Raw genomic sequence first — 15,137 nt, forward strand, 5'->3', positions numbered from 1 at the left:
CTTCCCTCCCACGCCCCTGTCTGGTCGAGGGCAATCAAATCCTCAAGCTAGTCGTTCTCTTTGCACCTCCTCTTCTTGGACTCTCGCGCTGCGGTAAGTCTTTTTTTAGAGTCATCCCTCACTTTTTCAAGAAGTTGTGTATCGTGAAAGTACTTACATCAATCGCTAAGCGCCCCCGCAACAGTTCTTGATACTGCCACAGATAGAAGTCTGGGTGTTCTGCAATGATTGCCATCACTTCCTGTCGATGCTGTTCCAAAATACCTACTCACTTGGTGCCTACTTTCTTGGGGGTTAAATCCTGAGTTTGTTGGTACTGTCGCACCCAGCGGTATACTGTTCTTTTGGTTACCATGAACCGTTCGGCTACCTGGTGGATAGAGGTCTTACCTGCCTGATAAGCTTCTACAACTCTTTGCCGTAGATCCAAAGAATGGGTTGGCCTCTCTTTCTCTCCTTCCTCTTGAACACCTGTACCCTATTTTAAATTAACAGGCTGTAACCGCCCTTGCTCCCCCGGATTGCTTCTCTTCAGCAGCAATGCCGCTTTCCCTGGTGAGCTCAGGGCGGAGGGACAACCGTTTTCTGGCCGTGGCAAAACTTGGGATCTAGCCAATAACTTCATAAACTGGAGCAAATGGCTCATCGCCATTGTTTTGCAGCGACCAGAGCCGCCCTTGTGATCCCAGTTCGCCTGACCTTACACAATTTTCTCTGCTACTCTCAGGCGGTTTTGGATCTGCGCGGGATCCACACCGCTTGCATTTGTGGCCCTAACGGGGCGGGCAAATCGGCTTTGCTGGACGCCCTGACCTGGGGCCTCTGGGGACAGAGCCGGGCCAGCAACGACAGCGATCTCATCCGCAAAGGTGCCAGCGAAACCTGGGTGGAAGTAATTTACCGCTCGCGGGGGCAAACCTACCGCATCCTGCGCAGCCGCCACCTGTCGGGGGAAGGATCCCTGGAGTGGCAAATTCAAATTGGAGAAGCCGACGGCCAAGCCCGCTGGCGCAGCCTCACCCGCCGGCGCCTGCGCGCCACCCAAGAGGCAATTACAAGTCAGCTTGGCCTCGACTACAACACCTTTCTCCACTCTGCCTATCTGCGCCAGGGACAGGCCGATGCCTTTACCCTGAAGCGCCCGGGGGAGCGCAAGCAGATCTTGGCCGACATGCTCAAGCTGGGGCAGTATGACTTGCTGACGGAGCGTTGCCGCGAACAGGCCCGCAGCGCCAAGCTCAAAGCCGACCTGCTCCAAGAGCGCCTGTACAAGCTAGACCAACAACAGGTTTCCATTGAGCAGATCCAAGCTGAACTGGAGCAGCTCCAACACCAGCAAACCCATCTGCAGCAGATCCTGGCCCAACAGCAGCAGGAATTACAGACTCTAGAACGTGCCTATGAACATCGCCACATCCTGAAGGAGCGCCACCGGCAACTCACCCAACACCTGCACAAGCTCAGCGCCAACCTGCACCACACCGAACAGCAGTGGCGAGCCCAACGACAGCACCTGCTCCAGTTGGAAGAGCTGATTGCCCAAAGCGAGCAGATCCTGGCAGGCTACGAACGCTATCAAACCCTGATGGCCCAAGATCGCCATCTTCACCACCTCTTCGAGCAACAGCAATACCTGCTCCAAGAGCGCCAAAAGCTGCAGGCCCAACAAGCTGAGTACCAACAGCAGCAACTGCGCAGAATGCAGCGGCTGCAACAGGAATTGGCCGCCTGCCAGGCCCAAGCCCAGGCCGATGCCCAGGTGCTGGCAGAAGGGGAGCGCATCGAAAACGCCCTCCACCACTACCGGCAAGCCCAGGAGCGCCTGCAGATCTTGAACGAGGCCCAGGCCCAAGCCGCTGCCCTCCTCGAGCAACAGCGGCACTGGGAGGAGGAGATCCGCCGCGAGCGAGAACGCCTGCAAGCCCGCCTCCAGTTCCTCCGGCAGCACCTGCAAAGCCAGGAAAGCCTGGCCCGACAGCAGCAGCAACTGGCCCAGAAAATTGCTGCCGGGGCAGCAGCCCTGGCCGAGCTGGAGCGGCAGCGCCTCTACCAGCAGCAGGTGCTGGAAAAAATTCAAGAGCGCCGCCTCTTTGTGCAGAAGCTGCAGGAGCGGCAGCGGGTTCTCCAGCATCAGTGGCAACAGGAGGAAGAGCGCTGCCGCCTGCTAGAGGCTCGCTGGGAAGAGTTTCCTGTTGGCGATAGCGGAGCAGAGTCCTTTCACGCCGAGCGTTTGGATCCTGCAGAGCTAGAAGATCTGGATCGACCGGATAACCTAGGCCCTTCGGATCCAGACTCTGGCTGGTGCCGTCCCACCCATGCTTTGACGGGGGCGAAGGCCATTGCCGAGGGAGCTGCAGAACCGGGATCCGAAGTAACCGCAGGCTCCCTCTTCTCAGAGCAGCCTGCCGAGTCCACGCTGGCACCGCCCACCAAAGTGCCGACTGCCCCGACTTGGGTTTGCCCCCTCTGCACCCGTCCGCTCAGCCCGCCCCTGAGGGCGGTGGTGCTGAAGAAACACCGCCAGCGCCAAGAAGAGATTGCCGGCGAGCTCTTTGTGATTCGCGAGCAACTGGCGGTGGCCGACCGGGAGATCGGGCTGCTGCAAGAAGAAGCCCGGCGTCTTGAGCAAGAATTGGCCAGCTGGGACGAGCGCCTGCACCTCCAGGGGCGGCTGCAGCAGCAGTGGGAGGCCGGGCAGGAGCGGCAGCGGCAACTGGAGGCTTGGCGGGCAGAAGCGGCAGAACTGGAGCAAATCCTCAACCAAGAAGCTTATGCTCCAGAGGCGCGGCAGCAGCTTGCCCAGATCCAGCAGGCCCTGCAACACCTGGGCTACGACGAGCGCGAACACGCCCTGCAGCGAGGGGAGCTGGAGCGCTGGCGCTGGGCCCTGGGCCGCTCCCAAGAACTGCGCAAAGCCCAGGAGCGCCGCGCCCGCCTAGGTGAGCAAATCGCCTCCCTACAAGCCCAACTGGAAGCCCTGCAGCAGACGCCCTCCTCGGCTGCCCTAGCAGAGCGACTGGTCCAGATCGAGCAGGCGCTGCACCACCTCGGCTACGACGGATCCCTGCACCAGCAGGTAAAAGCAGAACTGGCCCAGGCGCAACTGTGGCCGGCCCGCCTGCAGGCCCTCCAAATAGCCCGCCAGGAGCTGCCGGAAGCCACAGCCCGCAGCCAGATCTTGTCCCAACGCCTGCAGGAAAGCCGGCAGCACTTTGCCCAGGCCACCCAAGAGCTGGAAGCGCTGCAGCAACAACTGGCGGAGCAGCCTGAGGTCTTGCCCGCCCACCTGGAAGGGATCCGCCAAGCTCTGCAGGAGCACCGGCAAGGGCTGGATCAGGTGCTTTCTCAAATCGGGGCGGCCCAACAGCGGCTGCAGCAGGCCCTTGAACAACAGTCGGAGCGGGCAGAGCTAGAGCGACAACTGCAGCAGGCCCGCCGCCAGCAGCAGGTGTACCAGGAGCTGGCCAACGCCTACGGCCGCAACGGCATTCCCGCCCTGATCATCGAAAACGTTCTGCCAGAGCTAGAGGCACAAGCCAACCAGATCCTGGGCCGCCTCACCCAACACCGCCTCCATCTGCGCTTTGTAACCCAGCGCTCGGGGCGACGCTCGGACAAGCTAATTGAAACCCTCGACATCCTCATCGCCGATCCCCGCGGCACCCGCCCCTACGAGACCTACTCCGGCGGCGAGGCCTTCCGCATCAACTTCGCCATTCGCCTGGCCCTCTCCCGCCTGCTTACCCAGCGCTCCGGCTCCGACCTGCAAACATTGATCATCGACGAGGGGTTTGGCTCCCAGGACGCCACCGGGCGGGCCCAGTTGCTGGCGGCCATCAACGCTGTGGCCTCTGACTTTGCCTGCATCCTGGTGATCACCCACATCCCCAGCCTGCAAGAGGCCTTTCCCCACCGCATCGAGGTGCAGCCCTCCCCCCAGGGATCCCGCCTCTCCATTCGCGGCTAGTCATTTGGCTGGTCATTTGAAGAGTTGCCGGCCCGGCTCCGGAGCCACTGCTGGAGCAGGGGAATTATAGTCTCGCCAAGCTGGCTCCACTGGCCGGGCTTTTGGGCCGTGGTCAGCAGCTCCACCCGCTCCCCTCGGATCACCAAAAAGCCCACCGGCTCGATGCGCACCCCGCCCCCCGCTCCGCCAAACAGGCTGGCCGGATCCCGTCCGTTGCTGCGAAAGCCGCTGGCCGTTTTGCCAAAATGGCCCCCTCCTCCGCCAACGCCAAAATAGAGCGACACGTAGGGGACAATCGTTGTGTCGCCAATGGTAATCGGCTGGCCAAAGGTCTGTCCCGTCTCCGCCAAAACCGTCAGCTTGCTCAGCACCGCCTCCAGGACGGCTTCCACCTCGAAATCGGAATTGGAATCGGATCCCATTTGTGACGTTTGCGTCAATGCTGCAGGCCAGCTCCAGAGGCCACCAGGTGAAGAACCAGATTGACTGTGGTTGCCTCAAACAAGGTTAAGATACCTTGCCGCCTACCCAAGTGCTCCGCGCCGCTACCCTCACCCCCAACCCCTCTCCCTCAGGGAGAGGGGAGTTAGGAATAGTGCTCGGCGCCGGGTGCTTTATCGTAACTTCATCCAAGAAAGGCTACTTACCCCCACAACTGACTCGGGCCGACACCGAGAAAGGGGAAGCTCCTGCGCCGCTTTTAATCCTCGTCAGGAGAGCCAGAGTAGAGATCTTCCAGGCGGCTGCGGGCTTCTTCCAGGCTGGTCGAACGAATCACCAACAAGGGCTCTTCCGTCAGGTTGCCTTCTTCATCCAAGAGCTCTGGGTGGGGCGCCTGTCGGCGAGCCCGACGGGGCGAGGCCTTGCGCTCTTCTTTGCCCAACGTGATGATATTGGCCACCAGGTTACGCAGGGCCACAAAAGCGATGGCCACGAAAGCGATGAGGTAGAGGATCTGCAGCATCACGGGTCAGATGAGTCAGAGGAAGGGTGAATTTGGCGGAAGCGACGGCCCAGCTCGGCGCACTCCATCAGCAGGTGATGCCATTTTGCCATCAGCGCTGGGTCAACGCCAACTTCATTCTCCGACAACTGATAGAGGGCTTCTGCGGCTTGCAATTCTGCTTGGGCAGCCAAAACCCGCTCCAGAAGGGCCTGCTGCGCCTCCGGGCTAATAAATTCTAGGGTTTCTTCTTGCAAAAAGCGGCGGGAGCGCTCAAACCAGTAGCGGTAATCTTCCAGTAGGGGCCCCAGAATCTCTCGCAGTAACTTGGCTTTGCTCATCATTGGGATCCCTCCGCGCCTGGTTTGCTGAGAGCATCTTAGCTGAACTTAACCTTCTCCCGCCAGGGATCCCTGGGTAGCCTCCAGGCGGGCTTCCGTCTCCAGCAGCAGGGCTTCCAGCTGGGGCACCAGCTCTAGGGCTTGCTCTTGCCAGTAGCCCCGCTGGTGGGCTTCCAGCAGCCGCTCGCTCATATCCCGCAGTGCCCAGGGGTTGTGGTTTCGCAAAAACTGCTGCACGGGGGGATCCAACAGGTAGGCGCGGGCCACCCCGGCGTACATGAAATCGGGCACGGCGTGGGTGGTGACGTCGTAGGCAAAAAGGTAGTCGAGGGTGGCGGCCATCTCAAAGGCGCCTTTGTAGCCGTGGCGCATTACGCCGGCAATCCACTTGGGGTTGACGACGCGGGCGCGATAGACGCGGTCGATCTCTTCGGCCAGGGTGCGGATCTTGGGGTTGTGGGGACGGGCGTGATCCCCGAAGTAGATTTGGGGGTTGCGGCCCTGGAGGGTGCGCACGGCTGCCACCATGCCCCCCTGGAACTGGTAGTAGTCATCGGAGTCGAGGAGATCGTGCTCGCGGTTATCCTGGTTGTGCAGGACAATTTGCAAGCGGGCCAGTTGCCGCTGCAGGGCTGCAGGAGCCGGCTCTCCCTCGCCCTCAGCTCGGTAGGCGTAGCCGCTCCAGTTGAGGTAGGCGCGGGCCAGATCCGCCTCGGTTTCCCAGTTTTGCGCCTCGATTAGCCCCTGCAGTCCGGCTCCGTAGGCCCCTGGTTTGGAGCCAAAGATGCGCAGCCGCGCCCGCTCTGCCGCTTCTGAAGGCGGGATCCCTTGCTCCTGCCAGTACTGGGTATCGGCCAGCACCTGGGCCCGCAGGGGGTTGTCGGCTTCCGGTTCTTCCAGGGCGGCCACGGCCTGCACAGCCCGGTCGAAGAGGGCAATCAGGTTGGGAAAAGCATCGCGAAAGAAGCCGGAGATGCGCAGGGTTATGTCCACGCGGGGACGGCCCAAAGCCGCTACAGGCAGAATCTCAATATCCACCACCCGTCCCCCCTCCCAGCGGGGCCTAACCCCCAAGAGCGCCAGCGCCTCCGCCCAGTCCTCGCCGCCGGTTCTCAGGGTGGCAGTTCCCCAAACGGATAGGCCCAGGTGGCGGGGATATTCCCCCTGCTCTTGCACGTAGCGCTCCACCACCCGCTCGGCGGCCAGCGAGCCAACCTGCCAGGCGGTGGGGGTAGGAATGGCGCGGATATCCACCGAGTAGAAGTTGCGCCCGGTGGGCAACACCTCCACCCGGCCCCGCGTGGGAGCGCCGGAAGGGCCGCTGGGCACATAGCCGCCATTGAGCCCGCGCAGGAGATTTTCCAGCTCCTGGGGCGTTTGCTGCAGGCGGGGGAGCAAGTCCGTCTCGATCCAGCGCAGCACCTGGCTGGCCGCCGGCCCCGGGGGCGGATCGTAAGGGATCCCCTGTAGCCGCTGGGCAATCCAGAGGCGGGCCTGGGCCTCTAGGGCAGCTACCCCATCTCCGATGCGGCGAAAGTTCTCGCCCATAGAGCTGGCTGGCTAATTCCTCAAGTAGACGGCTGCCCCTAGGCCGACCAGCATTTCTTCGGGGGTAATTTTGCCATCTTGGTTGGTGTCGAGGGCATCGAAGACGCGATCCGCCCCCATCCACTCCTCGCGGGTAATGAAGCCATCCCCATCCAGGTCGTAGATGCGGAAGACATCCTGGGCGGCGTGGGTAATCGTTTCCTTGGCGCCCTCCAGCTTCTGCAGCCGCTCGGTGAGCAGCCTTTCCAGCACCTCCAGCGCCTTGGAGAAGCCCTGGATCCCTTCTTCCAGCTTTTCTGAAGCCATGCGGTTTTCCCGGTGCATCTGGTCGAAGGTGGCTCGATCCATCACCAGACGCGGGATGTCCATTTTCTTAGCTTTTTCCGGATCCAGTTTGCGCTCCAGGTGGCCTTCGGTGTTTTGCAGCTCCGCCAAGAGAACTGGCGAGATGGTAAGCAGATCGCAGCCGGCCAGCTCGATGATTTCCCCAATGTTGCGGAAGCTGGCGCCCATCACTTCCGTCGGGTAATCGTATTTGCGCAGATAGTTGTAGATCTGGGTTACCGACTGCACGCCCGGATCTTCAGCAGGGGGATAGCTCTCCCGGCCGGTGTGCTTCTTGTACCAATCCAAGATGCGGCCCACAAAGGGCGAGATGAGGGTTACCCCTGCTTCCGCACAGGCAATGGCCTGGTGCAGGCCAAACATCAGAGTCAGGTTGCAGTGGATCCCTTCTTTTTCTAGGATCTCGGCGGCGCGGATCCCTTCCCAGGTCGAAGCAATTTTAATCAACACCCGCTTGGGATCCGCCCCTGCCGCCTTGTAGAGCTCGATGAGGTAGCGGGCCTTGGCTACAGTAGCCTCGGTGTCGTAGGAGAGGCGGGCATCTACCTCGGTCGAAACCCGACCGGGGATGATGGAGAGAATGCGCACGCCAAAGGCTACCGCCAATTCATCGATGGCGTGGGCCACTACGGTTTTGGTGTCGGCTTTAGATCCCAGTTCTTGGCGGGCCTTGAGCAAGGTCTCATCGACAATGCCCTGGTACTGGGGCATTTGGGCGGCTGCTGTAATCAAAGAGGGATTGGTGGTGGCATCCTGCGGCTTAAAGGTCTCAATGGCGTTGATATCCCCCGTGTCGGCCACCACGACGGTCATCTCTCGCAACTGCTCCAGCAGGCTCTTGCTCATACTCCCCTCCTTAGCTATCGCGCTTCTGCGACCCAGTCCTAGTGTCGCCCACCCAGGCAAGGGATCCCGGTAGATGTGAGATTGTCTTAATTGTCTGCCCCACCGGTGTGGGGACAACTCTAAACAACTCACCCGGCAAAAACACTTCCAACTTCTCTAAAAATTTACTGAAGGTTGAAACTTCTTGGTCACGGGGATCAGCATGAACCCTGATTGGACAGGCCAGACAGGGCCGAGAGCGACCCTAGAAGCTGCCTATCCGGCCTGGCTGCGCAACTGCCGCAGCAGCCGCTCGAACTCTTCCGGCAGAGGGGCAGTAAACTGCAGCGGCTGGCCGGTGCGCGGGTGGACAAAGGAGAGCTTCCAGGCGTGGAGAGCTTGGCCACTGAGTTTGACGGGGCTGGTTTTGCTCTGGGTATAGAGGGGATCCCCGACAATGGGCAGGCGCAGGTGGGCGGCATGCACCCGAATTTGATGGGTGCGGCCGGTCTCCAGTTCAAACTGCATCAGGGTGTAGTTGCCCAGGCGCTCCAGCACCTGCCAGTGGGTTACCGCCGCTCGCCCTTGGCCAGAGGGCAAAACCGCCATCTTCTGCCGCTCCACCGGGTGGCGGCCAATGGGGGCAGAGATCGTGCCTTGGCTCTGGGCTGGCCGGCCAAACACCACCCCTAGGTAGATGCGCCGAGCAGTCTTGGCCTGGATCTGGGCCTGCAGATGCTGGTGGGCCTGATCGTGTTTGGCAATCACCAGGGCACCGGTGGTGTCCTTGTCGAGGCGATGGACGATCCCTGGGCGCAGCTCGCCGTTGATCCCGGAAAGGCGAGGACAGTGGGCCAGCAATGCATGCACCAGCGTGCCGCTGGCATGCCCAGGAGCAGGATGCACCACCAGACCGCGCGGCTTGTTGATGACCAGCAGATCCTCATCTTCGTAGAGAATGTCTAAGAGGATCCGCTCCGGCTCCAAAGTTGTAGGGGTGGCTGGTGGGATCCGCACCTCAATCTCATCCCCGGCTTGCAGGGGGCGATCCTTATCCAGGCAGGGCCGCCCATTGAGCCAAACCTGGCCCTGGCGAATGAGCTGCTGCAGGCGCGAGCGCGACAGCTCCGGCAGTTGTTCCGCCAACCCGCGATCCAGCCGCAAGCCCTGCTGTTTTTCCGTCACTCTTACCTGGCGAATTGCTGCCACCGGATCCCTGGGGCCTTCCATTTGCCCTGTTTCCGCAAACTGCTGCTTTGAAAACATTGTGGCAGAGCGGTTACTTTTGCATTAGGTAAAAAAGGGCGAAGATTTGTGGCAGCTTTTTCAGCCGGATCCTGGCGAGAACGCCTTTGTCTCATCCCCTTCTCAGCCTTCTCTGGGGGCGTTGCGCCGGGATTCTAGCCCCAGGAAAACCCTCAGTACAGTGGGGGTATAGACCCTCAAAGCTAGGCCAGGTCCTGGCGGGAGAAGGTCTTTTTGCAACTATCACGCTTGCTCTGATGGGCACAAGGAGACAAAGCATGTCGGATGGAGCAACGCTGGGATCCCAGCTTCAACAGCCCCCTCAACGCCAGCTTGGCTCAGAGCCACCCTTGGTTGTGCCCCTCATAAAGGTGGGGCTGCGGGACGTGGCCCAGGTGGGTGGGAAAAACGCCTCTCTAGGGGAAATGCTGCAGCAGTTGACCCCCAAAGGAATCCGCGTGCCCCTGGGGTTTGCCACCACCGCCCATGCCTATCGCCAGTTCATCGCCGCTGCCGGCCTCGAGGAGAAGCTGCGGGAGATCCTCAAAGACCTCGATATCGAGGATGTGCGGAACCTGCGCGAGCGGGGCAAAGCCGCCCGCACCTTGATTCTGCAGACGCCTTTCCCCCCAGAGTTGGAGCAGGCCATCAGCGAAGCCTACCAGAAGCTGTGCGAGCGCTACGGCCCCGATACCGATGTGGCAGTGCGCTCCAGCGCCACAGCAGAAGACCTGCCGGATGCCAGCTTTGCCGGCCAGCAGGAGACCTACCTCAACGTGCACGGGATCCAGGCAGTGCTGAATGCCTGCCACCGCTGCTTTGCCAGCCTGTTTACCGACCGGGCCATCTCCTACCGCCAGATCAAGGGCTTTGACCACTTCCAGGTGGCCCTCTCGGTGGGGGTGCAGAAGATGGTGCGCTCGGACTTGGCCTGTTCGGGGGTGATGTTCTCCATCGACCCAGAAACGGGCTTTAAAGACGCGGTGTTGATCACCGCTGCCTATGGGCTGGGGGAAAACGTGGTGCAAGGCATCGTCAACCCCGACGAATACGTGGTCTTTAAACCTACCCTAAAGCAGGGGCTGCGCCCCATCCTCTCCCGCAAGCTGGGCAGCAAGGCCCTGAAGCTGGTCTACGACGAGGAGGGATCCCGTTCCACCAAAAACGTGCCCGTCCCCGAGAGCCTGCGCCGCCAATATGCCCTGCAGGACGACGAGATCCTAGAGCTGGCTCGCTGGGCCTGCCTCATCGAAGAGCACTACTCGGCGCTGCGGGGCCGCTTCACCCCCATGGACATCGAGTGGGCCAAAGACGGGATCACGGGCGAGCTGTTCATCGTCCAGGCCCGCCCCGAGACGGTGCAATCCCAAAAGGCCACCAACCGCCTCAAAACCTACCGCTTTACGCAGACGGAAGCGCGCCCCGACCCCCTGGTGCGGGGACGGGCGGTGGGGGAAGCCATCGGCCAGGGCACAGCCCGCGTCATTTTGGATGTGCGCCGCTCGGATCAGTTCCAGGCCGGCGAGGTGCTGGTGACGGAGAAAACCGATCCCGACTGGGAGCCAATCATGAAAAAGGCCAGCGCCATCGTCACCAACCAGGGGGGCAGAACCTGCCATGCGGCCATCATTGCCCGCGAGCTGGGGATCCCGGCCATTGTTGGCTGCGGCAACGCCACACAGGTGCTCCGCTCCGGCGATCCCATCACCGTCTCCTGCGCTGAAGGGGAGGAAGGGCGCGTCTATCCTGGTCTATTGCCCTATGAGGTGACGGAGATCCCGCTAGAGGAGCTGCCCCGCCCCCGCACCCAACTGATGATGAACGTGGGCAACCCGGAAAAAGCCTTTGGCCTGAGCGAGATCCCTTGCGACGGCGTGGGTCTGGCGCGGCTGGAGTTCATCATCGCCAACCACATCCAGATCCACCCTCTGGCCTTGATCCACTACGACGAGGCGGTCAAGGAGGAGCCGCGCCTGGCGGAGCTCACCGCCCAGTACGCCGACAAGCCGGAGTACTTTGTAGACAAGCTGGCCCAGGGGGTGGCCACCATCGCCGCTGCCTTCTACCCCAAGCCGGTGATTGTGCGCCTGTCGGACTTCAAGAGCAACGAATACGCCCACCTGCTGGGCGGATCCCGCTATGAGCCCCACGAGGAAAACCCCATGATTGGCTGGCGGGGGGCCTCCCGCTACACGGATCCCCGCTACCGCGATGGCTTTGCGCTGGAGTGCCGGGCCATGAAACGGGTGCGGGACGAGATGGGCCTGACCAACGTCATCTTGATGATCCCCTTCTGCCGCACCCCCGAAGAGGGGCACAAGGTGCTGGAGGAGATGGCCCGCCACGGCCTGGTGCGAGGGGAAAACGGCCTGCAGGTGTACGTCATGTGCGAGCTGCCCAGCAACGTCATCCTGGCCGACGAGTTCTGCCAGATCTTCGACGGCTTCTCCATCGGCTCCAATGACCTCACCCAGCTCACCCTGGGGTTGGACCGCGACTCGGCCCTGGTGGCCCATCTCTTTGACGAGCGCCACGAGGCCGTCAAGCGGATGATCGCCCAGGTGATCCAGACGGTGAAAAGCCACGGGCGCAAGATCGGCATCTGTGGACAAGCTCCCAGCGACTACCCTGACTTTGCCCGCTTTCTGGTGCAGCAGGGGATCGACTCCATCAGCCTCAACCCCGATTCCCTGCTGAAAACCCTGTTGGTGGTGGCCGAGGCGGAAGCTGCCGGCGCCCACTAGGCCTAGGGGAGTGCGCCGGGATCCCGTCTGCTGGGTTACAATCTTCTCTGCTGTGTTGCCACCCCCGCCATGATCCACGAACTCTCCATGCCGGCCCTCAGCTCCACCATGGAAACGGGCAAGATCGTTGCCTGGCTGAAGAACCCCGGCGACCGGGTGGAGAAAGGGGAAAACATCCTGGTGGTGGAGTCGGACAAAGCAGACATGGATGTGGAGTCCTTCCACAGCGGCATTCTGGCCAGCATCCTCATCCCAGCCGGGGAATCGGCGCCGGTGGGCGCCCCCATCGCCCTCATTGCCGAAACCGAAGCGGAGCTGGCCGAGGCCCAGGAGAGAGCCAAGGCCCTCTCCAAGGGTGCTGCGCCGGCGGCTGCCCCTAGCGCGGCCTCTGTCCCCACCGTTCAACGGTCAACCCCTGCGCCTGCAGCAAGCCCCCCCTCCACGCCCCCAAGTGGCTCCGACGGAGCCGGATCCCAGCGCATCCTGGCTTCCCCACGGGCGAAAAAATTGGCAGAAAGCCTGGGGGTTGACCTGCGCACGGTGCGCGGCTCCGGCCCTGGTGGGCGCATCGTAGCCGAAGATGTGGAGCGGGCCGCAGCTCAGCCCGCCTCTGCCCCGGCGGCAGCTCCTTCCTCGGTCACTCCTCCCCCCGTCTCTGTGCCCCTGGGAGAAGTGGTTCCCCTGAGCACCCTGCAGGCGGCGGTGGTGCGCAACATGAACGCCAGCTTGGGCGTGCCCGTGTTCCACGTCGGCTACACCATCACCACCGACAGCCTGGATCAGCTTTACCAACAGGTAAAACCCAAAGGGGTAACGCTGACGGCCCTTTTGGTCAAGGCTGTGGCCCTCACTCTCGAAAAGCACCCCCTCCTCAACGCCAGCTACACCGAAAACGGGATCCACTACAAAGCCGACATCAACATCGCTGTGGCGGTGGCCATGGAAGATGGGGGCCTAATTACCCCTGTGCTCAGACAGGCCAACCGGATCGATCTCTACGAGATCTCCCGCCGCTGGAAGGATCTGGTGGAGCGGGCGCGGCGCAAGCAACTGCAGCCGGAGGAATACACCAGCGGCACCTTTACCCTCTCCAACCTGGGGATGTTTGGGGTGGATCGCTTCGACGCCATCCTGCCTCCCAACCAAGGGGCCATCTTGGCCATTGGTGCTGCTCGCCCCACCGTGGTGGCCACGCCGGAAAAAGCCATCGCCATCCGCTCCCAGATGCAGGTTAACCTCACCTGCGACCACCGCGTCATCTACGGTGCCCACGCCGCAGCTTTCTTGCAAGATCTAGCCCAGTTGTTGGAGCAAAAGGTGGGATCCCTGACGCTGTAGAAGTTCAATAGGTGGGCAGGGTGGGATCCACCGCAAGGGCCCAGGCGTGGATGCCACCGCTAATGTTGTAGACCTGGGTAAAGCCGTTGGCCTGCAACCACTCGCTCACCTGGGCAGAGCGGATCCCATAGTGGCAGAGGACAAAGGTTGGGCAATGGGGATCCAGCTCCCTCAAGATTCGCTCGCTCCACTCTTTGTAACAGCTCAAGGGGTAGTGGCGAAAGCCAAGGGCGCTGAGGTTGATCAGCTCCAGCTCTGCCGGTTCCCGCACATCGATGAGTTGCAGGGGGCCGGCCTCCGGATCGCGCAGGCGGGCGGCCAGTTCTTGGGGTGTAATCGAGCGAACGGAAGCGGCCATGGCCATCTGTAACCCCATCTGGGCTTCCTTCTCAGGATATACCGGCTCAGCTTCTGCCCTGGGCTACTTGCAATTGTGCAGGATGCGCTTGGCTTCCGCGGATCCCCTGCCAGCGATCTCTTTTGAAAGGCTCTGTCTGGGAGAATTAGATCCTAGGGGCTTATCGTGGCTCTAGGTGTCTGCACTTCTGATACGTTTGACTGATAGGGATTTCCAAGGATTTTCCACGGATGAAAGGATCCCTTCCTAGAAAAGGCCAAGCATCCCGATCCACCTGGCGAACCCGTTCCCTCTTGCTGCCTCTATTGGCAGGGATCGCTTTCGGCTGTGGGGGAGGTGCGGGCAACTCTCCTCCTCTGCCGCCGCCTGGGGAGCCCGTCATCCTAAGGGTGGATCCGGCCAAAGGCCCCTTCACTAAGTTGGCCGATGCCGTCGCAGAGGCGCAGCGATTGCAAAGTGCTACAGCCGGCCTGGAGGTGCTGATTGAGATTTTGGGGGCGGGCAAGGAGAGACTGGAGAAGAACCTGGCCCTGGATGGAGGTGACGGCACCAATGGCGGGCGGATTCGGATTACCAGCTCTGCTGCCTACGAGATCCTGGCCGGGTTGTTCAATGTCATCGTAGCTAGCCAAACCAGCCTGCAAGGGGTGGAGGTGGTGTTGGAAGGCGGAAAGATTCAGGTAAACGATGGCACCTTTCAGCCCAGCAAGGTTACCCTCAATAGTCCCAGCTCCAACATCTTGGTGAACGGTAATGCCGCCGTTTTGGAGGGAGCTGTCAACCAATTGGCCCAGGTTTTTTGCCAGCAGTTTTCGGATCCCTGTGTGCAGATCTCGGGCAACGGTCGTGTCGCCGGCATCTCGGTCACTGTCAGCAAGACAGGAGGCGTAGGTGTCGGTACTGTGCCAGGGAGTAATCCGCTCCTGGAGAACAACGCGATCCTTCTGCAAGCTTTGGGAGCTTTGGGGGTTCGCTATAGCGACAACTCCGGCGGGGTTTTCCGCAACAACCAAATCGAGGGGGATCCGCCTACGACTGCTGGGTTGGCGCTGCAGGCTCGCCAGACAGCTAGCGGCGGTACCACCGGGATCCAACTGGATGGAGCGGGATCAGTTCCGGTCATTCAATCCAACCGGATTGTTGTGGGCAGGATAGCCGGCAGCGTCGGCATTCGCATCTTGCAAGGAACCCAAGCCCGCACCATTGCCGGAAATACGTTCCTAGCCCGGGGCGAGGGCGCGGGGGTAGCCATTCAGGTGGCCCCTGGCACGCCGGAGGCAGTAGTCGCCGCCTACTTGGCCGGCAACAGCTTCCAGGGTAACTTTGCTGAGAGAATCGGCAGCGGATCTGCGCCGACAGCGACCCCTGTCCCCACGCCCACCCTGACACCGACTCCTGAGCCAACCCCCCCCCCGAAAACCCAAACACGACCCACCCCCACCCCCCCCCCGCGGCGGAACCCAACACCCCAGAGAGAAGAAAA

At 61.6% G+C, this 15,137-nt stretch carries 10 protein-coding genes and 2 pseudogenes; 4 read left to right on the forward strand and 8 right to left on the reverse strand.

Annotated elements, in window-relative coordinates:
* A pseudogene (locus tag NW863_RS08935) lies at positions 1–430 on the reverse strand (helix-turn-helix domain-containing protein); the annotation flags it as partial.
* 207 nt (positions 431–637) lie between these two features.
* On the opposite strand from NW863_RS08935, the gene NW863_RS08940 reads away from it, so the two are divergent.
* On the forward strand, positions 638–3,967 hold the full coding sequence (locus NW863_RS08940; RefSeq protein ID WP_414365861.1) for an AAA family ATPase: 3,330 nt from the start codon (positions 638–640) through the stop codon (positions 3,965–3,967).
* Here the strand turns inward: NW863_RS08940 and NW863_RS08945 are convergent.
* The 6 genes and pseudogenes from NW863_RS08945 to NW863_RS08970 form a co-directional block, all read right to left on the reverse strand.
* Positions 3,964–4,407 carry a GerW family sporulation protein gene (locus tag NW863_RS08945; RefSeq protein WP_414365862.1) on the reverse strand — a complete coding sequence of 148 codons (444 nt, stop codon included), beginning with the start codon at positions 4,405–4,407 and terminating at the stop codon, positions 3,964–3,966. The two genes, NW863_RS08940 and NW863_RS08945, sit on opposite strands and share 4 nt — an antisense overlap.
* A 260-nt stretch (positions 4,408–4,667) precedes the next feature.
* Positions 4,668–4,931 (reverse strand): DUF2973 domain-containing protein, encoded by a 264-nt coding sequence (locus NW863_RS08950; RefSeq protein WP_414333816.1) that lies wholly within the window; start codon positions 4,929–4,931, stop codon positions 4,668–4,670.
* Positions 4,931–5,251: a DUF2605 domain-containing protein gene (locus NW863_RS08955; RefSeq protein ID WP_414341527.1), complete on the reverse strand. Its 321-nt coding sequence runs from the start codon at positions 5,249–5,251 to the stop codon at positions 4,931–4,933. Before NW863_RS08955 ends, NW863_RS08950 begins: the two co-directional genes overlap by 1 nt.
* Positions 5,252–5,299: 48 nt before the next feature.
* Positions 5,300–6,784 (reverse strand): annotated as a pseudogene (locus NW863_RS08960) (cobaltochelatase subunit CobN); the annotation flags it as partial.
* 27 nt (positions 6,785–6,811) lie between these two features.
* Positions 6,812–7,990 carry a transaldolase gene (locus tag NW863_RS08965; protein WP_414365863.1) on the reverse strand — a complete coding sequence of 393 codons (1,179 nt, stop codon included), beginning with the start codon at positions 7,988–7,990 and terminating at the stop codon, positions 6,812–6,814.
* A 255-nt stretch (positions 7,991–8,245) separates the two neighbouring features.
* A complete protein-coding gene (locus tag NW863_RS08970) occupies positions 8,246–9,199 on the reverse strand; it encodes an RluA family pseudouridine synthase (protein ID WP_414365864.1) in 954 nt (317 codons plus the stop codon).
* Between the two features lie 293 nt (positions 9,200–9,492).
* On the opposite strand from NW863_RS08970, the gene ppsA reads away from it, so the two are divergent.
* Both ppsA and NW863_RS08980 read left to right on the forward strand, forming a co-directional pair.
* Positions 9,493–11,958: a phosphoenolpyruvate synthase gene (gene ppsA / locus NW863_RS08975; RefSeq protein ID WP_414365865.1), complete on the forward strand. Its 2,466-nt coding sequence runs from the start codon at positions 9,493–9,495 to the stop codon at positions 11,956–11,958.
* A gap of 69 nt (positions 11,959–12,027) precedes the next feature.
* The gene (locus NW863_RS08980; RefSeq protein WP_414365866.1) at positions 12,028–13,296 is read left to right on the forward strand and encodes a dihydrolipoamide acetyltransferase family protein; all 1,269 of its coding nucleotides are present in this window, start codon (positions 12,028–12,030) and stop codon (positions 13,294–13,296) included.
* A gap of 4 nt (positions 13,297–13,300) precedes the next feature.
* Here NW863_RS08980 and NW863_RS08985 read toward each other — a convergent pair whose 3' ends face one another.
* On the reverse strand, positions 13,301–13,672 hold the full coding sequence (locus NW863_RS08985) for a rhodanese-like domain-containing protein (RefSeq protein WP_414365867.1): 372 nt from the start codon (positions 13,670–13,672) through the stop codon (positions 13,301–13,303).
* 212 nt (positions 13,673–13,884) lie between these two features.
* Here NW863_RS08985 and NW863_RS08990 point away from each other — a divergent pair.
* Positions 13,885–15,137: right-handed parallel beta-helix repeat-containing protein (locus tag NW863_RS08990; protein WP_414365868.1), on the forward strand; the 1,253-nt coding region annotated here is incomplete at its 3' end.

The organism is Synechococcus sp. B60.1 (genome assembly GCF_047462555.1).
In the GTDB taxonomy this organism is placed as follows: domain Bacteria; phylum Cyanobacteriota; class Cyanobacteriia; order Thermostichales; family Thermostichaceae; genus Thermostichus.